21 protein-coding genes are annotated in these 23,319 nt (G+C 61.7%); 7 read left to right on the top strand and 14 right to left on the bottom strand.

From position 1 onward, the window contains the following. Positions 1-136: 136 nt before the first annotated feature. Positions 137-1,117, bottom strand: coding sequence for a phosphate acetyltransferase (gene pta / locus B5D13_RS02785; RefSeq protein WP_078686823.1), 981 nt, complete (start codon positions 1,115-1,117; stop codon positions 137-139). 217 nt (positions 1,118-1,334) lie between these two features. Here pta and glf point away from each other — a divergent pair, with 217 nt between their 5' ends. Together glf and B5D13_RS02775 are read left to right on the top strand one after the other, a co-directional pair. Further along, a complete protein-coding gene (gene glf / locus B5D13_RS02780; protein ID WP_078686822.1) occupies positions 1,335-2,537 on the top strand; it encodes a UDP-galactopyranose mutase in 1,203 nt (400 codons plus the stop codon). A gap of 43 nt (positions 2,538-2,580) precedes the next feature. Continuing rightward, complete coding sequence (locus tag B5D13_RS02775) at positions 2,581-3,615, top strand: glycosyltransferase family 2 protein (protein ID WP_078686821.1); 1,035 nt, start codon at positions 2,581-2,583, stop codon at positions 3,613-3,615. A gap of 117 nt (positions 3,616-3,732) precedes the next feature. Here the strand turns inward: B5D13_RS02775 and B5D13_RS02770 are convergent, their stop codons facing one another. The 4 genes from B5D13_RS02770 to rlmD all read right to left on the bottom strand — a co-directional run bounded on the left by B5D13_RS02770 (position 3,733) and on the right by rlmD (position 7,008). Beyond that, on the bottom strand, positions 3,733-4,716 hold the full coding sequence (locus tag B5D13_RS02770) for a P1 family peptidase (protein WP_078686820.1): 984 nt from the start codon (positions 4,714-4,716) through the stop codon (positions 3,733-3,735). After that, on the bottom strand, positions 4,709-5,326 hold the full coding sequence (locus B5D13_RS02765; protein WP_078686819.1) for a Maf family protein: 618 nt from the start codon (positions 5,324-5,326) through the stop codon (positions 4,709-4,711). The genes B5D13_RS02770 and B5D13_RS02765 overlap by 8 nt, the downstream gene beginning before the upstream one ends. A 68-nt stretch (positions 5,327-5,394) precedes the next feature. After that, a complete protein-coding gene (locus B5D13_RS02760; protein WP_078686818.1) occupies positions 5,395-5,580 on the bottom strand; it encodes a ferredoxin in 186 nt (61 codons plus the stop codon). Between the two features lie 114 nt (positions 5,581-5,694). Then, on the bottom strand, positions 5,695-7,008 hold the full coding sequence (rlmD, locus tag B5D13_RS02755; protein ID WP_078686817.1) for a 23S rRNA (uracil(1939)-C(5))-methyltransferase RlmD: 1,314 nt from the start codon (positions 7,006-7,008) through the stop codon (positions 5,695-5,697). A 619-nt stretch (positions 7,009-7,627) separates the two neighbouring features. Between rlmD and B5D13_RS02750 the strand changes: the two genes are divergently transcribed. The 4 genes from B5D13_RS02750 (at position 7,628) to B5D13_RS02735 (ending at position 12,553) form a co-directional block, all read left to right on the top strand. Then, the gene (locus tag B5D13_RS02750; RefSeq protein WP_078686816.1) at positions 7,628-8,869 is read left to right on the top strand and encodes an arginine deiminase; all 1,242 of its coding nucleotides are present in this window, start codon (positions 7,628-7,630) and stop codon (positions 8,867-8,869) included. Positions 8,870-8,980: 111 nt separating this feature from the next. Continuing rightward, positions 8,981-9,976 carry an ornithine carbamoyltransferase gene (gene argF, locus B5D13_RS02745; protein WP_078686815.1) on the top strand — a complete coding sequence of 332 codons (996 nt, stop codon included), beginning with the start codon at positions 8,981-8,983 and terminating at the stop codon, positions 9,974-9,976. A 487-nt stretch (positions 9,977-10,463) separates the two neighbouring features. Beyond that, positions 10,464-12,038 carry a YfcC family protein gene (locus B5D13_RS02740; RefSeq protein WP_078686814.1) on the top strand — a complete coding sequence of 525 codons (1,575 nt, stop codon included), beginning with the start codon at positions 10,464-10,466 and terminating at the stop codon, positions 12,036-12,038. A gap of 179 nt (positions 12,039-12,217) precedes the next feature. After that, positions 12,218-12,553 carry a hypothetical protein gene (locus B5D13_RS02735; RefSeq protein WP_078686813.1) on the top strand — a complete coding sequence of 112 codons (336 nt, stop codon included), beginning with the start codon at positions 12,218-12,220 and terminating at the stop codon, positions 12,551-12,553. A gap of 192 nt (positions 12,554-12,745) precedes the next feature. On the opposite strand, the gene trpS is transcribed toward B5D13_RS02735, so the two are convergent. Together trpS and B5D13_RS02725 are read right to left on the bottom strand one after the other, a co-directional pair. Then, the gene (gene trpS / locus B5D13_RS02730) at positions 12,746-13,807 is read right to left on the bottom strand and encodes a tryptophan--tRNA ligase (protein ID WP_078686812.1); all 1,062 of its coding nucleotides are present in this window, start codon (positions 13,805-13,807) and stop codon (positions 12,746-12,748) included. Positions 13,808-13,912: 105 nt separating this feature from the next. Continuing rightward, positions 13,913-14,632 (bottom strand): M48 family metallopeptidase, encoded by a 720-nt coding sequence (locus B5D13_RS02725; protein ID WP_078686811.1) that lies wholly within the window; start codon positions 14,630-14,632, stop codon positions 13,913-13,915. Between the two features lie 126 nt (positions 14,633-14,758). On the opposite strand from B5D13_RS02725, the gene B5D13_RS02720 reads away from it, so the two are divergent. Then, positions 14,759-15,361 carry a 5-formyltetrahydrofolate cyclo-ligase gene (locus tag B5D13_RS02720; protein ID WP_078686810.1) on the top strand — a complete coding sequence of 201 codons (603 nt, stop codon included), beginning with the start codon at positions 14,759-14,761 and terminating at the stop codon, positions 15,359-15,361. 6 nt (positions 15,362-15,367) lie between these two features. Here B5D13_RS02720 and aroQ read toward each other — a convergent pair whose 3' ends face one another. From aroQ to B5D13_RS02685, 7 genes are all read right to left on the bottom strand, one after another. Further along, positions 15,368-16,309 carry a type II 3-dehydroquinate dehydratase gene (aroQ, locus tag B5D13_RS02715; RefSeq protein ID WP_078686809.1) on the bottom strand — a complete coding sequence of 314 codons (942 nt, stop codon included), beginning with the start codon at positions 16,307-16,309 and terminating at the stop codon, positions 15,368-15,370. Between the two features lie 158 nt (positions 16,310-16,467). Next, complete coding sequence (locus B5D13_RS02710; RefSeq protein ID WP_078686808.1) at positions 16,468-17,751, bottom strand: shikimate kinase; 1,284 nt, start codon at positions 17,749-17,751, stop codon at positions 16,468-16,470. 11 nt (positions 17,752-17,762) lie between these two features. After that, positions 17,763-18,920 carry a bifunctional chorismate mutase/prephenate dehydratase gene (locus B5D13_RS02705; protein WP_306806907.1) on the bottom strand — a complete coding sequence of 386 codons (1,158 nt, stop codon included), beginning with the start codon at positions 18,918-18,920 and terminating at the stop codon, positions 17,763-17,765. Positions 18,921-18,928: 8 nt separating this feature from the next. Next, positions 18,929-20,053, bottom strand: a complete 1,125-nt coding sequence (gene aroC / locus B5D13_RS02700) for a chorismate synthase (RefSeq protein WP_078686806.1) — start codon at positions 20,051-20,053, stop codon at positions 18,929-18,931. Then, positions 20,054-21,343, bottom strand: a complete 1,290-nt coding sequence (aroA, locus tag B5D13_RS02695; RefSeq protein ID WP_078686805.1) for a 3-phosphoshikimate 1-carboxyvinyltransferase — start codon at positions 21,341-21,343, stop codon at positions 20,054-20,056. A gap of 9 nt (positions 21,344-21,352) precedes the next feature. Continuing rightward, positions 21,353-22,444 carry a 3-dehydroquinate synthase gene (gene aroB, locus B5D13_RS02690; RefSeq protein WP_078686804.1) on the bottom strand — a complete coding sequence of 364 codons (1,092 nt, stop codon included), beginning with the start codon at positions 22,442-22,444 and terminating at the stop codon, positions 21,353-21,355. Continuing rightward, positions 22,441-23,316 (bottom strand): prephenate dehydrogenase, encoded by an 876-nt coding sequence (locus B5D13_RS02685; protein ID WP_078686803.1) that lies wholly within the window; start codon positions 23,314-23,316, stop codon positions 22,441-22,443. Before B5D13_RS02685 ends, aroB begins: the two co-directional genes overlap by 4 nt. Positions 23,317-23,319: the final 3 nt, after the last annotated feature.

Genomic DNA, 23,319 nt, shown 5'->3' with positions numbered 1-23,319 from the left:
GCGGTCCCGTTCTCGCCTTCGCCCGTGCGACGGGTTTTGAGGTGGTCCGTTCTGCCCAAATGGCATCTGTATAAGAGGAGGGGGCGTCGCCACGGGCGACGCCCCCTCGTGCGATAAATTCTGTGCTGCCTCGAGCTTACTTGGCCATCTGCTGCGCCTGGACTGAGGTGATGGCAACGACGCCCACGATGTCGTCGGCGGAGCAGCCGCGCGAAAGATCATTGACCGGCTTGGCGATGCCCTGCAGAAGGGGGCCATAGGCATCGGCGCCCGCAAAGCGCTGGACAAGCTTATAGCCGATATTGCCCGCCTCGAGGTCGGGGAACAGCAGGATGTTTGCGCTGCCCGCAACCTTGGACTCGGGGGCCTTCAGCTTTGCCACGGTCGGCACGAGCGCGGCGTCCAGCTGGAGGTCGCCGTCGGCAGCGAGCTCGGGAGCCTTCTCGCTCAGGAGCTCCTTCGCCTGCTGGACCTTCTCGGGAACCTCGCCCTTTGCGGACCCCATGGTCGAGAAGGACAGCATCGCGATTTTGGGCTCGTCGTGCATGAAGCTCTTCCACGAGGCCGCGGACGCGATGGCGATCTCGGAGAGTTCGTCTGCCGTCGGGTCAATGTTGAGGCCGCAGTCGGCGAACAGCAGGGTGCCGTCCTCGCCAAACTCGGACTTGTCGGTGCACATGATGAAGAAGGCCGAGACGAGCTTGGTGCCGGGGGCCGTCTTCAGAATCTGGAGCGCCGGGCGAAGCGTGTTGGCGGTGGAGTGGCAGGCACCCGAGACGAGGCCATCCGCGTCGCCCATCTTCACCATCATGGTGCCGAAGTAGGTCGCGTCGTCCATCTGCTGGCGCGCCTGCTCTATCGTCACGCCCTTCTTCGCACGAAGCTCGGCGAACTTCTGGGCGTACTCCTCGTGCTTGTCGGAGGCCTTCGGGTCGATGACCTGAACGTCCTCCACGTCGATCTGTGCAGGGTCACCCAGGATGATTAGGTTGGCGATGCCCTCCTCCATGACTTTCTTTGCGGCCTCAATAGTGCGTGGGTCCTCACCCTCCGGAAGGACAATGGTCTTCTTGTCCGCCTTGGCCGCGCTCTTCATCCTGTTCAGAAAATCGCTCATCGACGCTCCTTCAAACTCGTACTATTCCTACGATACCTGGCGCCGTGACCAAAAAATGTGCATGGCAGCTGGGTATTTGATGCCAATGCGCACCATTATAGGACTGCGTGATAGAATCGTTTGTCGAAATCGAGCGACGGAGGCCTTCTTCCGCACCTCGATTCTTTTGTGTTCTAGCTTTGTGACGTGCACGACTATGTCCTGAAGGGATTGCTACATGAGTATCCAGAGCGGTCTGCCCGAGGGTTTTAACCCCCAGTCCTACGATGCGCTTGTCGTCGGAGCAGGCTATGCGGGTGCGGTCTGCGCTCGTCGCCTTGCAGAGGCCTGTGGCTATAAGGTCGCAGTCGTCGAGAAGCGCGATCACATCGCGGGCAACGCGTATGACTGCGAGGATGAGGCGGGCGTCCTGATCCACAAGTATGGGCCGCACATCTACCACACCACCAACGAGCGCGTCCACGAGTTCCTCTCGCGCTTCACCGAGTGGACCGACTACTCGCACAAGGTGCTCGCAAACATCCACGGCACGCTGATGCCCGTTCCCTTCAACCACAAGTCCCTCAAGCTCGCCTTTGGCGAGGAGAAGGGTGAGCGCCTCTACCAGAAGCTCGTCGCCTCCTTTGGCCAGGACAAGAAAGTCCCCATCATGGAGTTGAGGGAGAAGAACGACCCCGAGCTCTCGGAGGTCGCCGACTACGTCTACGAGAACGTCTTCCTGCACTACACGATGAAGCAGTGGGACAAGACCCCGGACCAGATCGACCCGGCGGTCATGGGCCGCGTTCCCGTCTTCGTCGGCGACGACGACCGCTACTTCCCGCAGGCCCCACACCAGGGCATGCCGAAGGTCTCCTTTACCGACCTTTTCGAGCACATGCTCGACCATGACCTCATTTCGGTCTTCACCGGCGTCGATGCGCGTGACCTCCTCGATATGGGCGAGACCAGCGTCAAGGTCTGCGGCAAGCCCTTCGGCGGCGAAGTCATCTACACCGGCGCCCTTGACCAGCTCTTCAACCTCGACCTCGGCGGTCTTCCGTATCGCACGGTCGACATGGTCTTCGAGACCCTCGACCAGGACCAGTTCCAGCCCGTCGGCACCGTTAACTACACGGTATCCGAGGACTTTACGCGCATCACGGAGTTCAAGAACATGACCGGGCAGGTCGTTCCCGGCAAGACCACCATTCTCAAGGAGTACTCCAAGCCCTACGATCCCACCAGCGGGGCCACACCGTACTACGTCATCAACGAGCCCGAGAACATCGAGCTCTACAAGAAGTATCGTGCGCGTGTCGAGGGTATCCTCAACTTCCACGTGGTTGGCCGCCTTGCGGAGTACCGCTACTACGACATGGACGGTGTCACGCTGTCCGCTCTCGAGCTTTCCGACGAGATCATCAGCAACAACCACTAGTCCTTCTCGCGAAGACTGACTCTTAAGCTAGGACGGCTGACAGATGCAGAAGACACTGACCTTTGGCATACCCTGCTACAACTCCTCCGAGTACATGGACCATTGTATTTCGTCCATCCTCGAGGGAAGCGACTACGCCGATGACGTGCAGATCGTCGTCGTGGACGACGGTTCCACTAAGGACGACACGTACGAGAAGGCGCAGGAGTGGGAGAAGCGCTACCCGAATATCGTTAAGGCCGTTCACCAGGAGAACGGCGGCCACGGCATGGCCGTCCTCAAGGGCCTCGAGAACGCCGACGGCACCTACTTCAAGGTCGTCGACTCCGACGACTGGGTCGACGGCGACGCGCTCAAGGATCTGCTTGCCACGCTCCGTCGCTTCATCTCCTTCGATACCCGCGTCGACCTTGTCATTTCGAATTACGTGTACGAGCACGTCGAGGATGGCAAGCAGAATGTCGTCGACTACGGCTTTGCGCTGCCCAAGGGCAAGATCATGACCTGGGACAAGATCGGTCACTTCAACATGTCGCAGAATCTCCTGATGCACGCCCTCTGCTATCGCACGGACGTTCTGCGCGACGGCGGCGTGCCCATGCCGGCGCACACTTTCTATGTCGACAACATCTACGCCTACGTGCCGCTTCCACGCTGCAAGACGCTGTACTACCTCGACGTCGACCTCTATCGCTACTTTATCGGTCGCGAGGACCAGTCGGTCAACGAGAGTGTCATGGTTGGTCGCATTGACCAGCAGCTTCGCATCACCCGCATCATGATGCACGCCTACCACCTCTATGACGACGTCGAGAGCCCCAGGCTGCGCAGCTACATGATTGGTTACTTCACGCTCATGATGGCGGTCTGCTCCATCTTCTCGAAGCTCTCCGACAAGCCCGACGCCATCGACAACCTCAATGAGCTGTGGGAGGAGCTGCGCCAGTTCGACTCCAGAATGTACCGACGTGCGCGCAAGGGCATAGTCGGCCTTGCCACGAACCTCCCGGGTGCTGCAGGCACGCAGGTCACCCTGTTCTTCTATCGCGCCGCGCAGAAGCTCGTCAAGTTCAACTAGCGCGTCTGACGCAACGGTCTCGCCGAGAGCGGGTATCACAAGCAAATGCAAAGGGGACGGCGGTCTGGAATAATCCGGGCCGCCGTCCCTCGCCTCTTTCCCAATTTCCTTCGGGAACTACGCGATGTCCCTCGCGCTGGGGTGACCGTAGGCCCCCTCGGCGCTCCACGCTGCGTCGAGAATCGCCTTCTCGAGAGCGCTGGTCGCCATGACCCCGACCACGTCGACGGGTGCCTCCACTTCGCCGGTCGCCATGACGAAGATGGTGTCTCCGTCGTTCGTAGTGTGTGTGGGATAGATGGTGTGCGCGTAGGCATCTGCTGCCATCTGCGCCACCTTGGTGGCCTGTGCCTTGGTGAGCTTCGCGTTCGTGGCGATGCACGAAATGGTCGTGTTCGTCCTGAGCGGCATCTTTGCCTCGCCCGCACCCTTGGCCATGTCCTGGAAGAATTGATCGGGGGAGAGGACCGTGCCCTTCTTGTCGTCGAGAACGCCTGCGATGTACGTCCCCGTCGACGGGTCCTTGATGTTGCCGACGGCGTTGACCGCACTCACGGCCCCGCACACCAGCGAGCCCGCACTCTGCACGCCTTGACCGAGGCCGGACTTCATGCAGCGGTCGGGGCCCGCGAATTTGCCGACGGTGCATCCCGCTCCCGCACCGACGTTACCGCGGTCGAGAGGCTCCTTGGGGTTGTCGAGCGCGCTCCTGACGGCGGCGACGCCGAAGTCGGAGGTGGGGCGGACGTGGCCGTCGCCGCACGCGAGGTCGAAAAGGCAGGCCGAGCTGACGATGGGAACGAGCCCCACGCCCACGTCGAGGCCGATTTCGCTGCGCTCGAGCTCCTCTGCCACGCCGCATGCCGCCGCCAGGCCGTATGCGCTTCCGCCCGAGAGGACGACTGCATGCAGCACGCCTACGGTCTCCTCCGGGCGAAGGAGGTCGGTCTCTCGGGTCGCCGGCGCACCTCCACGCACGTCGACTCCTCCGACGGCGCCCTTGGGACAGATGATGACGGTGCAGCCCGTTCCCGCGTCCTCGCTCGTCGCGCTCGCGGCGTAGATGCCTGGTATTTCCGCGATGTTCGTTATCTCACTCACGTGTGCCCTCCAGAATGCTCGCCATGATCTTCTCGTTACCGTTGCCGTGGTGCTGCACCTCGCGTATCACTCGCGCGACGGGCAGGCCGACGACGTTGTAGTAGTCGCCGCGTATGGCCTTGACCAGGAGCCTCCCGAGACCCTGGATGCCATAGGACCCGGCCTTGTCCCTAGGCTCGCCCGAGCTCACGTAGGACTCGACCATCGCCTCGGTCAGGTCGAAGAACTCCACGTCGGTCGTCTCCACGAACGACGTGGGCTCGCCAGGGTCGTCTGCGAATATGAGACAGACGCCCGTCGAGACGTGGTGCGTCCTTCCGGAGAGTCTTCTGAGCATGGTTCGAGCGTCCTCTTCCGACGCAGGCTTTCCCAGTGGTAGGCCGTCCTCGCCCCAGACGATGGTGTCGGCAGCGAGGATCGTGTCCCTCTCGTCCTCCCCGAGGCTCTTGAGGCAGACCATGGCTTTTTCCAGGGAGAGCCGCTTTACGAGCTCCGGCGGAGTCTCATCGGGCAGGGGAGTCTCGTCGATGCTCGAGGGACGGATGTCTGGTCGAATTCCCAGCTCCTCCAAGAGCTCGCGCCGGCGCGGCGAACCCGATGCAAGAATCAAGATGCGTTCCTTTCCAAAAAGGAGGGAGCCGTACGGGACGGCTCCCTCCTGTTGTGGTGCGAGCTCGGCTACTCGACCGTAATTGCGCCTACGGGGCAGTTGTCGCAAGCCTCCTGGGCGGCGTCTTCTGCCTCCTCGGGGACGTCCTCCTCGATTGCGACGGCAACGCCCTCGTCACCGATGGTGAACACGGCGTTGCAGGTGGACTCGCAAAGACCGCAGCCGATGCAATCCTCGTTGACGGTAGCCTTCATGATTGAATCCTCTCACTCTTGCATCTTGGGTCCATCCCAAGGTGATCCGAGTTCATTTGTACACTTTCCCGCACGGGAGCGCCACCCCGAGACGGGCTCTGTTAATGAAAGGCCCTAGACGCGTTCGAGAATCGTGACGTTTTCCACGTGGAAGGTCTGTGGGAAGAGGTCGACGGGGGACACCGACTTCACGCGATAGCTGCCTGCCCGCTCGAAGCGTTCGAGGTCGCGGGCGAGCGTCGCCGGGTCGCACGAGACGTAGGCGATGCGTCGAGCGCTCTGTTCGGACAGCTGTGCCACCACGTCTTCGGCGAGTCCCGCTCGGGGCGGGTCGACAACTATGATGTCCGCGTCTGTGTCGGGAAACTCTCGGCCCGCGTCTCCACCGACAGCGTCGACGTTTTCAATGTGCGCCTGTTCGAGGTTGCGCCTGAGGTCGCGCACGGCGGGTCCGTACGACTCGACCGCAGACACGAAGGCCGACCTGCGGGCAAGGGGGAGCGTAAAGGTCCCGGCGCCGGAGTAGAGGTCCATCGCCTCGTCGTCCTCCTGCGGGCCCAGGCTCTCAACCACGAGCTCGACGAGCCTTTCTGCGCCTACCGTGTTGACCTGGAAGAAGGAGGGCGCGGAGACGGTCATCTTCTCTTCTCCTATTACCTCCGACCAGTTCCCGTGGCCAGCGAGGCGCTCCACGCCCACTATCTTCCGGGCCTTCTTGGGTCCCTTCGTCATGACGCGGACGACCGAGCTCAGATTGGCGGCGTCGCCCAAGATCTTGGCGACCTGCGCTCGTGGGAATGGGCCCGGCTGGGTCCACAGCGCCACCTCGCACTCTCCGGTGCGCCTCGAGGCTCTGATGCCTATCCTGTCGAACGTGAGGCCGTGCGAGTTGGCAAGGTAGGTGACCGCGCCCGATACCTTCTTAGGAAGCTTCGAGAATCGCTTCTCGAGCAGATGGCAGTCATTTACCCTGACGACGGTCTTCTCGTCCGCGGCGTGCATGCCGATAATCGAGCGCGCGCCCGCTTGCGCGAAGGCGAGCTCGACCTTGTTGCGGTAGCCCCATGGGTCGGACGGGGACTCGCAGGTGCGTACGAGCTCTTCGGTCCGGTCCGCGTCGAAGTGGCCGATGCGCTTGAGCGCGTTCACCACGCCAGCCCTCTTGGCTTCCGTCTGGGCCTCGTGGCTCATGGAGGACCAGGGGCACCCGCCGCAGATGGCAGCGTAGGGGCAGGGGGAGTCCACGCGCGAGGGAGACGGCTCGAGCACGCTCTCCACGCTTGCCCTCGAGAACGTCTTGCTGTCCTGGGTGAGCGTGGCCTCGACCGTGTCTCCCGGTACGGCACCGCGCACGAACACCGTCTTTCCGTCCTTGTCGTGCGCGATTGCGTCGGATCCGTACGCCATTCTCTCTACATATAGACGCATGCTCTCTCCGTTCGACCCTCTGCGTCGTCCCTGTCGGCAAAATTATCCTTGAGATTGCCTTCCGGCGCCCCCATGAAGGGCCAACTCCACAATCGTTGGGGCCTTCACCGGCGTTCGAGGGGCCGTGGATGGCGACCTGTGAGGCGTGCGGCCTCCCGTCGCGGGGCACTGATGTGCGCGCAAAGCATAATCACAGTATTGGAACGAACCGCGATAATTTGTTCCATAGTACATATAACTAGAATACTATGCAGTATCGTCAATATTGCGAAAGACATTCAACTGCGGAAATATAGTGTTACAAATAGCTCGATATGACCACTGTTAAGTAGTCATTTATCAGATTAATCCATAAATCTGCTGGTAAATTAGGCGGATTTATGATCAGAATATGAGCTAGATACCGCTTATGGGCAAAATGGCGCCGTTCCCCCCAATTACCGGAGCGCGTGAAAAAAAGAAAAAAGTTATTGGATATAGTTCGAATTGGCGTTATTGTTAAGGCTACAGAGGCGAGGTTCGGGCAACGCGTCACGAACGCTTCGAGTCCGTCCTTTGCAGTCTGTCTATTTGCATCTTGTGTCGATTGATGTTCGGCACAAAACGGAATGGAGGAACCATGGCTAACGGACTCTACGTCCACAGCGAAATTGGCCCCCTGCAGAAGGTTTGCCTTCACCGTCCCGGCGAGGAGCTCCTGAACCTCACCCCCGACGATCTTGAGCGCCTTCTCTTCGACGACATCCCCTTCCTGGAGGTCGCACAGGCCGAGCACGACAAGTTTGCAGAGCTTCTTCGTGGCGAGGGTGTCGAGGTCCTCTACCTCGAGAAGCTCGTCGCCGAGGCCCTCGACGCTGCTGGCACTCGTGAGGAGTTCACCAACCAGTGGCTCGACGAGTCTGGTCTTCGCGGTCACAGCACGCGTGCTGCCGTCAAGGAGTTCATGGACTCCATCGAGGACACCCAGGCATTCGTCGAGAAGTGCATCGCCGGCATCCGCAAGAACGAGATCGACCTGCCCCACTCCAACGGTTCGCTCTCTGCGATCGTCGACGATCAGGATGCCGTTACCGACCTCCTGATCGACCCGATGCCCAACACCTACTTCACTCGTGACCCGTTCGCGATCGTTGGCAAGGGCGTCAACCTCAACCACATGTACTCCGTCACCCGCAACCGAGAGACGATCTTCGGCAAGTACATCTTCCGCGATCACCCCGAGTACAACGATGCTCCCCTCTGGTACCGTCGCGACAGCGCATACCACACCGAGGGCGGCGACGTTTTGAACCTCAACGCTCACACGCTCGCCATCGGCATCTCCCAGCGCACGCAGGCCTCCGCGATTGATACGCTCGCTCGCAACATGTTCTGGGGAGACAAGGGCTCCGAGATCGATACGATCTACGCATTCAACATCCCCGCGTCCCGAGCCTTCATGCACCTCGACACCGTCTTTACCCAGATTGATGTTGACAAGTTCACCATCCACCCGGGCATCATGGGTACCCTCCAGGTCTTCAAGATCACCAAGGGTGCAACCGACGGAGAGCTCTCCATCGAGGAGATGAACGACACCCTCGAGCACATTCTGGCAAAGGCCCTCGGCCTCGACGCCGTCAAGCTCATCAAGTGCGGTGCCGGCGACCCTGTCGCTGCCGCTCGCGAGCAGTGGAACGATGGTTCCAACACGCTCTGCGTCGCTCCTGGCAAGATCTGCGTCTACCAGCGCAACACCGTCACGAACGACGTGCTCTACAAGGAGGGCCTCGACCTCCTCGTTGTCCCGTCCGCGGAGCTCTCTCGCGGCCGTGGCGGCCCTCGCTGCATGAGCATGCCCTTCGCTCGCGCTGACATCTAAGTCCCGTAGCGGCTAATTCCGGGGACGGCTCGTCCGTCCCCGGGCTTACGATGTGTTTTGTTATCTCAAGTGCACATGGTGTGCCCTTGAAAGTTATCGAAAGGATCAGACATGGGCGTCAACCTTCGCGGTCGTCACTTCCTCAAGCTCCTCGACTTCTCTACCGAGGAGATCAACTACCTGCTCGATCTCTCCCGCGACTTCAAGAACATGAAGCGCGCCGGTGTTCCTCACCGTTACCTTGAGGGCAAGAGCGTCGCTCTTCTCTTCGAGAAGACCTCCACTCGTACCCGTTGCGCTTTTGAGGTCGGTGCTGCTGACCTTGGCATGAGCGTCACCTACCTTGATCCCTCTGGCTCCCAGATGGGCCACAAGGAGTCCATTGCCGATACCGCTCGCGTCCTCGGTCGCATGTTCGACGGCATCGAGTACCGTGGCTTCGAGCAGGAGAAGGTCGACGAGCTCGCCGCTTACGCTGGCGTCCCCGTCTGGAACGGCCTGACTGACCAGTTCCACCCCACGCAGATGCTCGCTGACATGCTCACCTTCAAGGAGAACTTCAACAACGACATCAAGGGCCGCACCCTCGTCTTCATGGGCGATGCCGCCAACAACGTTGCCAACTCCCTGATGGTCGTCTGCGCCAAGCTCGGCGTCAACTTCGTCGCCTGCGCTCCCGAGGGCTTCTTCCCCGCTGAGGACCTCGTTGCCACCTGCCGCGAGATTGCTGCCGAGAACGGTTGCGAGATTCGCCTCGAGTCCGATGTCAAGAAGGCTGTCACCGGCGCCGACTGCATCTACACCGACATCTGGGTCTCCATGGGCATGCCGGACGACTTCTACAAGGAGCGCATCCCTCTGATGGTTCCTTATCGCGTCACCTCCGAGGTCATGGCCATGGCCAACGACGACGCCATCTTCCTGCACTGCCTGCCCTCCTTCCACGACACCAAGACCAAGAAGGGTGCCGAGGTTGCCGAGAAGTTCGGCATCACCGAGATGGAGGTCACCGACGAGGTCTTCGAGTCCAAGGCCTCTAAGGTCTTCGACGAGGCCGAGAACCGCATGCACACCATCAAGGCCGTCATGTACGCAACCCTTAAGTAAGACTGCGTAGTCACTCCTTTGAGGCCCTTCCGAGAGATCGGGAGGGCCTTTTTTCGTGCATTAGCGCAAAGTATCTGAACTGTCAAGTTCAATTATCGTATCACTATTAGCTATATATGGATAACCAGAGATTACTATCCATATATATGGTAGAGATACTTTTGAAGATGCATTTGCTGTCTCTTGGCGCAATTCTCTGTGCTTCTTCTGATGTAATCAGTAGAAACGCAGGTAAACATTTTGTCGTGTCTATTCACATGAACGACGAAAGGTACCAAACCGTCTGTATGCGGTAATTATTCCTACGCTATCGGCAACTATTCTACTTTGGCCGACTATTGGATATCGTTTGCAATTAACTATTGTGATTTTCGAAGAACCCGTGTAGGATATATAGCGAAGTTTTTCGTTTTATGTTCAGTTTCTGTTTCGTTTGGGTTTCTGTACGGCTTTACTGACGCAGAATACGTCGAAAGGAGTTGCGGTCATGTCTGACACGACGCAGCCGAAGAAGAAGAGGAAGATGCTAACGTCTTTCTCCATCATCTTCATCCTACTTGCAATTGTTGCTGTCATTACGGTTATCCTGTCGGGGTCCACGCCTGACGTTACCGGTGCTACCCTGGGTGACTTCCTGATGGCGCCCGCCAAGGGCTTCGCGGACGCCATTGACGTCTGCCTGTTCGTCATGGTCCTCGGTGGATTCCTCGGCATTGTCAACAAGACGGATGCCCTGAGCACCGGCATCGCCGTCCTCGTTCACAAGATGAACGGCAACGAGCTCAGGCTCATCCCCATCCTCATGGCGCTGTTCGCCTTCGGCGGCACCACCTACGGCATGTGCGAGGAGACCGTCGGTTTCTACGCACTGCTCTCCGCCACGATGATGGCCGCGGGCTATGACTCGCTCACTGGCGCGATGATGGTCCTTCTTGGTGCCGGCGTCGGCTGCCTCGGCTCCACCGTTAACCCGTTCGCGACCGGCGTTGCTTCTGCTGCGCTCACCGGTCTCAACATTGCGGTTGACCAGGGTGTCGTCATCGGCCTCGGCCTTATCCTGCTCGTCGCTTCCTACATCATCGCAGTGTTCTTCGTCCTCCGCTATGCTAAGCGTGTCAAGGCCGATCCCTCTCGCACGCTCATGAGCGCGACCGAGATCGAGAACGCCGAGGCTGCCTACTCGAACGACCAGGAGAACAACCAGGAGGTTGCTCTCACCGGCAAGCAGAAGGGCGTCCTTTGCTTCTTCGCCGCTGCCTTCATCGTCATGGTCATCTCCTTCATTCCCTGGGAGGATCTGGGCGTCAACTTCTTCGTTGCTGGCTCTGCTTCCCATGAGGAGACCGTCGAGGTAACTGCTGATGACATCGTCGCCCAGTATGACGCCGACAAGCTCGGCACCCTCGAGCTTTCCGACGACGTGTCCGGTTCCCTGACCTCCACCGTCACCGACAACGCTGGCTGGTCCGCCTTCCTGACCGGCACGCCTCTCGGCCAGTGGTACTTCGCCGAGTCCACCACCTGGTTCCTGCTCCTTGCCATCATCATCGGCATCGTGGGCGGCCTCTCCGAGCACGAGATCGTTGACGAGTTTATGGCTGGTGCCGGCGACATGATGTCGGTCGTCATGATCATCGCCGTCTCCCGTGGCGTGTCCGTCCTCATGAGCTCCACCGGCCTCGCCGACTATGTCCTCAACTCTGCTGCCGGCGCCCTTTCCGGCACCTCGGGCATCGTCTTCGCAATCGGTTCTTACCTGCTCTACTTCTTGCTGTCCTTCCTCATCCCCTCGACCTCCGGCATGGCAACCGTTTCCATGCCGATCATGGGGCCCCTGGCTCAGCAGCTTGGCTTCAATCCTGCCGTCATGGTCATGATCTTCTCTGCCGCCTCCGGCGCCGTGAACCTCATCACCCCGACGAATGGTGCCATCATGGGCGGCCTTGCGCTCTCTCGCGTTGAGTACGGAACCTGGGTCAAGTTTGCCCTCAAGATTGTCGCGGCCATTGCGGTCGTTTCCATCATCATCCTCACCATCGCGATGCTCGTTGTCCCCGCCTAAGACTCAGCATTCGGAACTGAACGAAAGGCGCCCCCGTTTCCGGGGGCGTTTTTTTATTCAAATTTGGGCATCGTAATCGCCCTCGGCCTCATCCTTCTCGTCACCTCTTACCTTATTGCGGTGTTCATTGTCATGCTCTACGCAAGAGGGGGGGCAGGGCGGACAAGGGTTCGACGCTCATGAGCGACGACGAGCGTGGCGACGTCGAGCGTGGCGACGTCGAGGGTACCCTCTCGTTGACCGAGCAAACGATCGCAGGCTGGTCTTCCTACCTTACGAACGTTCCGTTTGGGAAGCGGTACTTCGCCGAGTCTGCTACCTGGTTCCTTCTCATAGGCATCGTCATCGGCGTGGTCTCCTGTTTGTTGAAGCACGATACTGTCAACGAGTTCATGCGTGGCTGCGCGGACATGATGGGCGCCGTCATGATCGTTGGCCTTTCCCGCGGCTTCTCGATTCTCATGTCCGTCACGGGCCTCTCGAACTACGTCCTCAACCGCATCTCGACTGTCTGAAGGCGGTCGTCGTGACGGCCGTCGCCAACATGGTGGCTCTTTCCATTGCCATGGCGGTGCTCTAGGGGCAATCTGGGCTTTGGGCCGAGCTTGATATGCAAAAGAGGGGAGAGGGACGACCGTCGTGGCCGTCCCTCTCCCAATTTCGCGTCTCTGCGCTGGAGCAGGCACCCCGTGCGCGGCGTATCTTTGCTAGTAGACCATACCCATGGCCTCGCGAACCTCGTCAAGCGTTCTGTTGGCGATCTCGTTGGCCTTGCGGTTGCCCTCGTGCAGGACGTCCTTGACGTAGTCAAGGTCCTGCTCGTACTGGTGACGGCGCTCACGGATGGGGGCAAAGTACTCGTTAACGGACTCGGTGACGATCTTCTTGAGCGCTCCGGCGCCGCCCATTCCGATCTCCTCCGCAAGCTCCTTCGGATCACGTCCGGAGCAGATGCCGGCGGTCGTGAGGAGCGCGGATACCTCGGGTCGGTTTTCGGGGTCGAACGTGATGTTTCGCTCGGAGTCGGTCTTGGACTTCTTGATGAGCTTCGCCGTCTCGGCCTCGGTCATGCTGATCGAGATTGCGTTTCCGTACGACTTGCTCATCTTGCGACCGTCGAGGCCGGGCACGAGAGGCGTGTCGTTGATGAGGCCTGTCACCATCGGGAAGATGGGGTTCTTCTTGCTGTAGCGGTTGTTGAAGGTGCGCGCTATCTTGTTGGTGACCTCGATGTGGGGGAGCTGGTCTCGTCCCACGGGCACGATGTTGCCCTTGCAGAAGAGGATGTCGCAGGCCTGGTGGACCGGGTAGGTTAGAAGCAGTCCCGTGAGCGCGTGGCCCGAGGCCTCCATCTCGGCCTTGACCGTCGGGTTGCGCTGCATCTCCGCCTCGCTGACGAGCGAGAGGAAGGGAAGCATCAGCTGGTTCTCCGCGGGCACGGCGGAATGGGTGAAGATCATGGTCTTGTCAGGGTCGACACCGCAGGCAAGGTAGTCCATGACCATGTTGTAGACGTTGTCCTGGATCTGCCCCGTCGTGTCGCGGTCGGTGATGACCTGGTAGTCCGCGATGATGATGTTGGTGTTCACGCCGATGTTCTGAAGGCGTACGCGCTCCTTGATGGTGCCGAAGTAGTGTCCCAGGTGAAGGCGGCCGGTGGGACGGTCACCCGTGAGCATGGTGTACTTCTCGACGTTACCCTCCGCAAGGTCCGCCTTGACCTTGCTGCTGCGCCTAAGCGCCTCCTCGTAGCTTCCCTCGTTGGGCATGTAATACTCCTCGCTTTTTCGTTGTTGACTGATATATGTTACGGCAAATTGAGGCCTGGCAACGCCTTGTCTGATATCTTGTGCCAATACCGGCACATGGTCTTGCTATCGCCTCGGTGGTCTCAGGTTGAGGATTCTGCGCGCCTCGCGGTTCGCGGGGTAGTAGGTATCGAGCAGCTGGTGGAAGCGCTCGTTGTGCGTCGGCTCGATCAGGTGGCAGAGCTCGTGGGCGATGACCGACTCGAGGCACTCGATGGGGTATTCCACCAGCTGCGCGTTAAGGCATATCATGCGCGTCTTGGTGTTGCACGAGCCCCAACGCGACTTCATGCGTCGTATGCGCCATCCCGAGCACCTAAGCTGCATCCTGCGCTCGATCTTCGCGAAGAGCCCGGGGAGAAGTTCCTCCATCCGCTCCTCGAGCCATGCCTCCACAAGCGCTTGCGTCTGCCCGGTGACCTCCTCGGACGTCGTGAAGTCGGCGAGGTGGACGATGATGCGTTCTCCCGACCGCTCGGCGAATTGGGCGGCATGCGTCGCCGCGTCCCTCTCGACCGAGAGCGTGAGCGCTTCTCCTAGGTATTCGACGCATCCACCATCCGACCACATTGCAAGCTCCTCGCGCCGCGCCCTCAGCACGCCCTCGCGCCGTGACTCTGCCCAGGTCGCCTTGTCGCGCACGAATGCCTCTATGTCCTGGATGGGGCATGCGTTGGGTGCCGTGACGCGTACGCTGCCGTCCGGGGCGATTCGCAGGGTGACTCGGCGTACGCGGGCCCTGCGTACTTCAACCTCAAACTCTCCGATGGCGACGGTCTCTCCCATGGTTTCCTTCTGCGTCGATGGTGCTTCTGAAATGATTCCAGATGACTCAATTTGTTACGACGTGCGCTGATATTGCGCTTCACGCACCTACGATACGCTAAAGTAGGGTGGACGAAAGGAGGCTGCGTGGCAAGTTCATATGGCGAGGACGCAAGCAGGGATGCGCTGCGCAACGGTTACCTTGCAGTTATGGGGTCGCTCTCAGATTCCGTCAGGAGGCGCATCGACGACGAGATAGCGCGGCATCTCAGGGCCTGCTCCGCCTACCGTGATTCTGACCTTGTTCTGGGCTACGTTGCCTACCGTGATGAGATCGACACGTCTGCGATTCTGAAGAATGCCTGGGCTGACGGCAAGTCGGTCGCTCTGCCCCGCTGCGTCGGCGGCGAGCGATCGCTTGAGTACTATGTCGTCGACTCGCTCGACGACCTGCGTCCCGGCGCTCGAGGTGCGCTTGAGCCCGTTGTCGAGACCGCTTCTTCCCGCCCGCTCGACGACTGCGACTTCAAGGGATCCGTCTGTGTCGTTCCCGGCCTCGTCTTTGACGGAAGCGGCTATCGCGTGGGTTATGGCGCCGGCTACTTCGACAACTTCCTGGCGGGATACTCGGGGACCAAAATCGGCCTTGCGCGCACGATTCAGATTAGCAGCAACCCGCTGCCCCATGACGAGCACGACGTCCCCGTGGACGTCCTCGTGAGTGACGGTGCCGTCTGGATGTGCCGCTAGTCCGGGCTAGTCTGCGGCGGAGAGGTACTCCGCCAGGTCTCGGATGGCCTTTTCGTAGCCTTGGATGCCCATGCCCATGATTGTCTCGAAGCAGGCCGCCCTGACATACGAGATTTGCCTGAACTCCTCGCGCTCGTCCACCTTTGAGATGTGGACTTCTACCGTGGGGATGGATACTGCCTTGAGCGCGTCCAGAATTGCGATCGAGGTGTGGGTGTAGGCGCCGGGGTTGATCACGATGCCGTCGTACACCTGGTAGGCGTCTTGGATCTTGTCGACCAAGTCACCCTCGTGGTTCGACTGGTAGCAGGTACAGTCCACGAATCCGACCTCCTGTGCGGCCGTCTTGCAGAGCTTGAGCAGGGTGGGGAAGTCTTCCTTGCCGTACAGCTCCGGCTCGCGGATGCCCAGCATGTTGATGTTCGGGCCGTTGATGACGAGGACTCTCTTGCCATCCTCGTCGTAGAGGCTGTCGTCGGTCTGCGCAGAGGGCTCGGGCTCGCTGTCGAGCAGCATCTGAGTGAGGTCCTCGAGGTCGTGCTCTCCCGTGTCGTCGCCCCTCGAGGCGATAGAGTCGAGTTCGCGCGCAAGCTCGGTGGCATCATGCTCGGCCTCTCCGTGGTTTGGGTTGATGTGCACCCTGAGGTTTGAGGGCGTGAATCCCGTTGAGGGCGGCATTTTCTCGTTGGTGGAGTCGAGTCCGGTGAGGGCCTCGAACGAGTCGAAGACCTCCTGCACGACGCGCGGGCCGAACACGACCTCGATTCCGTTCGCGCCGCGCGTGGTGGTTCCCAGCACGCCAGCGATAGAGTTGATTCCCTCGCGATCGACCAATGTTGGGTTCGCGACGCTCAGGCGAAGCCTTGTCATGCAGAGCGAGTTGCCGAGGACGTTCGCCTTTCCGCCAACGCATCGGAGGACCGCTGCTGCCGTCTCGTCTGTCGTCATTCTTTCTGACCCCTTGTCTACTATCGATTGGCTATGCTCGTGGCCGTATGTCGGCACATTCTGCGCAAGTATAGGCTTGGGTGCTGAGACCGTTTTCAGAACGATGCGCATGAGCGGCAAACGTACAGATAAAACGGGTGAACGAGGTTACGATTCGCCTAATGTGTAAGCCCGAGCTCGCTTGCTATCGCAGCCGCGTCTCCCGCTGGGCTTCCCGTGCAGCCGAGTCTGAGGTCGGCCCACGACTCGTAGAGCGGTCCGCGTTCCCGCGCAAGCTCCGCCACGCCCCGATTCTGAGAGATTGGCCGCCCGCTTGTGGACAGGGCGTCAATCGGCCTGTCCAGATAGACCAGCGTGCCGTTCTGGTGGAGAAGGTCGTAGTTCTCGGGCCTCGTCACAATGCCGCCGCCGCAGGCAATCACGAAGCCCGAGCGCTCCGCGTAGGAGGCGGCGATCTCGGACTCTCGCCTTCGGAAGGACGCCTCGCCTTTGCTTCGGATGAATTCCGCCGGGCTTGACCCGATCTCAAGCTCGAAGGCGTCGTCAAGGTCGACGAAGGGCCTCTTGAGCAGGCGCGCGAGCTGTCGGCCGGAAGTCGTCTTGCCCACGCCTGGCATTCCGATGAGGACGATGTTCCTCATGCGCGAGCGCAGGTCCTTCTCGATGGTCTCTACCAGGGAGTCGTCCAGAGCCTCTCTCTGGAAGAGCCGGCTTGACCAGAAGGCCTGCGAGACAAGCATCGCGAGCCCCGACTCGCTCGGTATGCCCAGGCGCTCGGCCGCGAGGCAGATGCCCGTCCTCTCGGGGTTGTAGACCACGTCGAGCACGCCGGCAAGGTCGTCCATCTTCTGGAGGACGTCAGGCTCGATCGGCGTTGCGGGGCAGTTGGGGTACATGCCGACGGGCGTGGCGTTCACGATCAACCTCGCGTCGGCGTGGCGCTCCAAGATCGTTTCGTAGCGCTCTTCTCCGCTGCGGGAGATCACGACCACGTTGGCGCTCGTCTCGCGCAGCGCCATCTGTACGGCTTGGCTCGCGCCCCCGCTTCCCAGCACGAGCGCCTTCGCGCCGCGAAGCGCTTCGCATGCCTCGGCGCAAAGACTGTTCCGACAGAAGCGCTCGAGCATCCACGAGAAGCCGAGGACGTCGGTGTTTTCGGCAAAGATGGTTCCGTCCGGCCTTCGCACGAGGGTGTTTGCCACGCCGAGCCTGCGCACGCGCTCGCTCGTCTGGCCGGCCACCTGTGCGGCGACGGCTTTGTAGGGAATCGTCACGTTGAGCCCCTGCCAGGAGCCCCCTCGCAGGAAACCCTCGACCTCCTGCGGCTCGAGCTCGACCAGCGAGTAGGGGGCCGAGCCCAGCATCTCGTGAATCTGGGGAGACCAGCTGTGACCAAGCTTCCTTCCCACCAGGCCGAACGTCAGGTCGTTTTGCGGCAGCATTTGACCGCCCCCTAAACGATCTCTGAGTAGCTGCCGAGGTAGCGGTATTCCTCGCAGGCATCTTCCAGCGATCTCATGAGCGTGAGGAACTCGGGCGCGGCAGCGGGGCACTGCACGTCGAAATAGAACATGAACTCGAAGTCGCGGTCGGGAATGGGGCGGCTCTCGAGCTTGATGATGTTGATGTCCAAGTCGTAGAACTTCGCGAGGACCTTGTAGAGCGCGCCGGGCTCGTGGTTGACGACGATCATGAGCGAGCTCCTGTCGGCGCCAGGGTAGATGACGAGGTCCTTTGCGATGACCGCGAACCTGGTGTAGTTGTTCCCCTGGTCCTGCACGTTCTTGGCGAGCGCGTCGAGGCCGTAGATCTCGGCGCTGGAGCGCGAGGCGATGGCGGCGATGTCGGCGCCATCGCTCTCGGCGACCATCTGTGCGGCAACGGCCGTGTTCTCGCAGCTGTGGACAGAAACGCCCTTGAGGGACCCCAGGAAGTCGCCGCACTGGTTGATGGCCTGCTCGTGACTGTAGATGTGGCGGATAGACTCGAGGCCGCTGCCCGGCTTTGCCAGGAGGTTGTGGTCGATCTTCAGGCGGCAGGTTCGCACGATGTGGAACTTGTGCTTCATCATGAGGTCGAAGACCTGCGTCACCGATCCGGCAGTGCTGTTCTCCAGCGGTACCACGCCATAGGAGCAGAAGCCCTCCTCGACCGCGCGGAAGACGCCGTCGAAGGTGTCGAAGTAGCTGATGTTGGCGTGCTTGAAGATGCGGTCGGTCGCGATCTGCTGGTACGCACCCTCGACGCCCTGGCAGGCGACGTATGCTTCAGAGGGGAAGAGCTCGGGGCTGCTCTCGAGCGCTGCCGCTATCCTTTCGACGCTCTCGCCGTTTGCGCCCAGGGCCTCGCTCTGACGGTTACGCGACGCCTCCATCAGCAGCTGGAAGAGCACCTGGGTGTACCCCCTCAGGTCCTCCGGCACCATGGAGGCACGCTTGGCGAGCAGCTCGCGCTCGCGCGAGCGGTCCAGAACAGGCAGGTGGTGCTCGGCCTTGTATGCGGCCACCTCGTCGGCGCAGGCCATGCGTCTGACGAAGAGGTTGACGATTTCGGTGTCGATCGCGTCAATCTGTTTGCGGGTTACGGAGAGGTCTTGCATCGTTTGCTGCACCGTGCCTTCTAGTCTTGTATTTCAGCGGGGAACGAGAGTATGCAGTCCAGGAGCGCCAGAGCGCAGACCGCCTCGGCGACCGGGACCGCGCGCGGGGCAATGCAGGGGTCGTGGCGTCCCCTGATCTCGAGCTCCTCGTTCTTGTTGGCGGAAAGATCGACCGACTCCTGTGGGCGAGAAATGCTTGGCGTCGGCTTGATGGCCAGCCTGAACAACACGGGCGCTCCCGTGGTGATGCCGCCCAGTGCGCCACCTGCGTTGTTGGTCTGGGGCGCCGCGCCCTCGCTTGTCATGCGATACGGGTCGTTGTTCTGGGACCCGCGGAGCCGCGCGGCCTCGAACCCGCGTCCGAACTCGATGCCCTTGACGGCGGGGATTCCGAAGGCCGCGCGGGCAATCGCGTTCTCGACGCCGTCGAACATGGGGGAGCCCACGCCTGCGGGCATTCCCGTGGCGACGCACTCGATGACGCCCCCGACGGAGTCGAGCGCCTGGCGCGCCTTGTCGATCTCGTTGAGCATCGCCGCGGCGGCGCTCTCGCTGAGCGTCGGGAAGGCCCTTCCGTCCGCGAGCGCTTCGAGCTGGCGCTCGAGCGTCTTGCGCCCCCGCTCCGTGTTGTCGAGGGCGGCGAAGGGCTTGTCGCAGGCGGCTCCGACCGAGAGGAGGTGCGCACCGATGTGCACGCCCCTCTCCTCCAGGTACTGAAGGGCGATGCCCCCCGCCACGCAAAGGGGCGCGGTGAGCCGGCCCGAGAAGTGTCCGCCTCCGGGAACGTCCTGGTTGCCGTGCCACTTCTGCTCGGCGGTAAAGTCTGCGTGCCCGGGGCGGGGCACGCGCAGGAGGTTGTCGTAGTCGCCCGAGCGCGTGTTGGTGTTCTCGATGACGGCGCAGAGCGGGGCGCCGCAGGTCGCGCCCCTCATATTGAGCCCGCTTACGAAGTTGGGCAGGTCGGCCTCCTTGCGCGGGGTCGTCCAGCTGCCCCGTCCGGGCGCGCGCCTGGCCATGAACCTCTCGAGGCGCTTCCTGTCGACGACGATTCCCGAGGGAAAACCCTCGACGACGCAGCCGATTGCCTGCGAGTGGGACTGTCCGAACACGGTGACCCTGAGGGTGGTCCCAAAGGTTGACGACATCTAAGCATCACGCTCCTCGGCGATTCCGCCAAGCTTCCTGTAGTCATCGAAGAAGCCTGGGTAGGACTTCGAGACGCACTCCGCCCCGCGGATGAGCGTCTCGCCCGTCGCGGAGGCTCCTGCGACGGCGGCCATCATTGCGATTCTATGGTCGTTTGCGGCGTCGACTACCCCGCCCGCGAGCGCGCGTCCGCCCTGGATCTCCAGGCCGTCACCCTCGATGCTGATGTCGGCACCCATTGCCCTGAGCGCGTCGCTGACGGTCGCCAGGCGGTCAGACTCCTTGAGGCGCAGCCGCGCTGCGCCGACGATCTTGGTGGTTCCCTCGGCGAGGCAGGCGACCGCCGCGAGGGGCGGCACGAGGTCTGGGATGTCCGACACGTCTATCGTGCGGCCTTCCAGCCGGTCGTGCACGCAGGTAGCGCTTACGGGCCCCCTTCTGACCGTCGCGCCGTAGGCGGCGAGCGCCGCCATGATTGCACGGTCGCCTTGGGTAGAGCCCATGTCGAGCCCGTCGACCTCGACGCTGTTTGCCATCGCGCCGGCGGCAAGCCAGAACGCGGAGTTGGACCAGTCTCCCTCGACGGTGGCGACGCTCGGCGACGCGAGACGCCTGGATGGGTCGACCTCGTATACCGTGCAGGGGCGCCCCTTGCGCTCCTCGTGGCCGGTGCTCACATGGACCCCGAATGTCTCAAGGGCCCTGATGGTGATGTTGACGTACGAGCGCGATTCGACGGGCTCGCCGACGAACACCCTCGTGCGAGCGCCCATGAGGGGTGCTGCCATGAGAAGTCCGCTGATGTATTGGGACGAGACGTTGCCGGGAATGAAGAAGTCTCCGGGCTCGAGCTCTCCGCTGACGGTGAGGGGGAAGCTGCCCTGTGCGCTCAGTTTGACCCCATGGGCCTGCAGCTCCTCGTATAGAGGGGAGAGTGGCCTCTGCGCCAGCCTTCCGTGGCCGGTGAAGCTTGCGCCGCAGCCGAGGGCCGCCGCGACCGGTAGCAGGAATCGGAGGGTCGACCCAGACTCGCCGCAGTCAAGCGTCGCGCCCCCGCGTGCGGCGTCAATCGGGTTCACGCGAAAGCCGACCCGGGTGCGCGCAACGTGCGCGCCCAGCGCCTCCAGACACCCAGCCGTCGCCTCGATGTCCTTTGAGGTCGTGTTGCAGTTGAGGTCCGTCCTGTTCGGACAGAGCGCCGCGAGAGTCAGGAGCCTGTGCGCCATCGACTTGGACGCGATGGCGTCGACGCTTCCCTCGAGGGCGTGTGGTCTGATGAGAATGTCCAAGGGGTCTCCCTAGTTTGCGCCGCAGCCAAGGTCGATGAGTTCGGTGAGCCCGTTGAGGCTCACCTTCTTTACCTCCACGGTGCCTATCGCGGTGGGAACCACGACGTTCACGCCGTCTCCGTGGCGCTTCTTGTCGTGCGTGGCAAAGTCGAGCAGCGTGTCGTGAGGTATCGCGGTGTCAGTGGGCAGGCCGTAGGCCGAGACGGCTTCGACGATCTTCTTGGCGACCTCGCTGTCGCACCAGCCCTTCTTTGCGCTCGCGCGGGCGATGCAGCACATTCCGGCCGCGACCGACGAGCCATGGCCCAGCTCGAAGCCGCTGGCCGCCTCGATGGCGTGGCCGATGGTGTGGCCGAAGTTGAGAATCTGCCTTAGGCCGCGCTCGCGCTCGTCCTGGTTCACCACGTCGCGCTTGATCACGATGTTTCTTGCGACGATGCGCGCGATGTAGTCGCTGTCAGCCTGGTTGCCATTGAGTGGCGACGCGCCAATCTCGTCGAAGAGGGTGGGGTCTGCTATGACACCGTGCTTGATGACTTCGCCGCATGAGTCCGTGAAGAGCTCGGGGGTGAGGGTGTCCAGGCAGTCGATGTCGGCGATAACCGCGTGGGGCTGGAAGAAGCAGCCGGCGAGGTTCTTGCCTGCCTCGAGGTCGATCGCCGTCTTGCCGCCGACGGAGGAATCGACCATGGCCAGAAGCGACGTTGGGATCTGCACGACCTTGCATCCGCGGAGGTAGAGGGCACCGGCGAGCCCACCCATGTCGCCTGTAACGCCGCCTCCCAGGGCGACGACCACGTCGTCCCTGGATAGCTCGGACGTCGCAAGCCCCTCGAGTAGGTCCGCGAGGGTGTCGACGCGCTTCGATGCCTCGCCGGCCTCGAAGATCTGGAGCGTGCATGAATAGCCGGCGTCCGCAAGAGATCCCGCTACAGCGTCGGCGTACAGCGGGGCGACGTTCGAGTCGGAGATGATGCAGGCCTTGGTCCCGCCACATGCCTCGCGAACGATCTGCCCCGTCTCGTCCAGGATCCCCTGTCCCACGTGCACCACGTAGGAGCGTGAGGGCGTGTCTACGGGAATCGACCATGTTTCGCTCATCGCTTCTCGGCCTCCTTCTTGAGCCTGTCCCCCTCGGCCAGGAGCTCCTCGAGCCTCTGTGCGTCGTGGCTGTCCAGTGCGTCCTTGTATGCCTTGAGGTTGTCGATGATCGTGCCGATCTCTCGCGAGAGGTAGTCTGCGTTGTCGAGGAACAGCTCCGTCCACATGGGCGCGTTGAGCCGCGCCACACGCGTGAGGTCCTTGTACGACCCTGCCGAGAAGCCCTTGTGCATCTGGGCTGCGGGACTCTTCACGTATGCGTTGGACACGACGTGCGCGAGCTGCGAGGTGTATGCAATCTGCTGGTCGTGGAAGTCGGCGCTCGCGAGGGTGAAGGACCCGAAGCCACAGGGGGCGAGAAGCGCCTTGAGCCGCTCGAGCACGTCTGCGCGCTCGAAGTCATCCGCGTCGTCGGGCGCCACGACGACCATCGGAGCGCCGTGGAACATGTTCGCGCGGGAGTGCGCGTATCCAGAGTACTGCGTCCCAGCCATCGGGTGACAGCCGACGAAGGTCCAATCGTGCTGCGCGGCGATTTCGAAGCACTTGTCGCAGATGACGCGCTTGACGCCCACGGTGTCGATTACGAGCGCGCCGGGCGATATGAGGCCTTCCATGTCGCGCATCCAATCGACGCTCACCTGGGGGTAGCCCGCAAGTATGATGAGCTCGCAGGTCCCGACGACCTCTTCCGTCAGCTCTCCGTCGATCGTGTCGATCATGGCGAGCTCGAGCGTGGAGCGCGTGCGATTCCAGGCGTACACCTCCTGCCCGCCCTGGTGCGCCGCCTTGGCGAACGATCCGCCCATGAGGCCCAGTCCCACGACGCCGACGCGCCCGGGGACGAAGGTGCGCTTTTCGCCCTTAGCCATGCG

This window comes from Olsenella sp. KH1P3 (assembly GCF_900167315.1).
Taxonomy (GTDB): Bacteria; Actinomycetota; Coriobacteriia; order Coriobacteriales; family Atopobiaceae; genus Olsenella_J; species Olsenella_J umbonata_A.
This window is presented reverse-complemented; position numbering and strand designations above follow the sequence as displayed.

Coding starts and splice junctions, on each gene's coding strand:
- B5D13_RS02685 (WP_078686803.1), bottom strand. CDS start 23,316: ATGGCTAAGGGCGAAAAGCGCACCTTCGTCCCCGGGCGCGTCGGCGTC.
- rlmD (WP_078686817.1), bottom strand. CDS start 7,008: ATGCGTCTATATGTAGAGAGAATGGCGTACGGATCCGACGCAATCGCG.
- trpS (WP_078686812.1), bottom strand. CDS start 13,807: ATGCCCAACGAGGGAAGCTACGAGGAGGCGCTTAGGCGCAGCAGCAAG.
- B5D13_RS02760 (WP_078686818.1), bottom strand. CDS start 5,580: ATGAAGGCTACCGTCAACGAGGATTGCATCGGCTGCGGTCTTTGCGAG.
- B5D13_RS02725 (WP_078686811.1), bottom strand. CDS start 14,632: ATGGGAGAGACCGTCGCCATCGGAGAGTTTGAGGTTGAAGTACGCAGG.
- B5D13_RS02710 (WP_078686808.1), bottom strand. CDS start 17,751: ATGCTGCCGCAAAACGACCTGACGTTCGGCCTGGTGGGAAGGAAGCTT.
- argF (WP_078686815.1), top strand. CDS start 8,981: ATGGGCGTCAACCTTCGCGGTCGTCACTTCCTCAAGCTCCTCGACTTC.
- aroB (WP_078686804.1), bottom strand. CDS start 22,444: ATGAGCGAAACATGGTCGATTCCCGTAGACACGCCCTCACGCTCCTAC.
- B5D13_RS02735 (WP_078686813.1), top strand. CDS start 12,218: ATGAGCGACGACGAGCGTGGCGACGTCGAGCGTGGCGACGTCGAGGGT.
- B5D13_RS02775 (WP_078686821.1), top strand. CDS start 2,581: ATGCAGAAGACACTGACCTTTGGCATACCCTGCTACAACTCCTCCGAG.
- B5D13_RS02750 (WP_078686816.1), top strand. CDS start 7,628: ATGGCTAACGGACTCTACGTCCACAGCGAAATTGGCCCCCTGCAGAAG.
- B5D13_RS02740 (WP_078686814.1), top strand. CDS start 10,464: ATGTCTGACACGACGCAGCCGAAGAAGAAGAGGAAGATGCTAACGTCT.
- pta (WP_078686823.1), bottom strand. CDS start 1,117: ATGAGCGATTTTCTGAACAGGATGAAGAGCGCGGCCAAGGCGGACAAG.
- aroQ (WP_078686809.1), bottom strand. CDS start 16,309: ATGACGACAGACGAGACGGCAGCAGCGGTCCTCCGATGCGTTGGCGGA.
- glf (WP_078686822.1), top strand. CDS start 1,335: ATGAGTATCCAGAGCGGTCTGCCCGAGGGTTTTAACCCCCAGTCCTAC.
- aroC (WP_078686806.1), bottom strand. CDS start 20,053: ATGTCGTCAACCTTTGGGACCACCCTCAGGGTCACCGTGTTCGGACAG.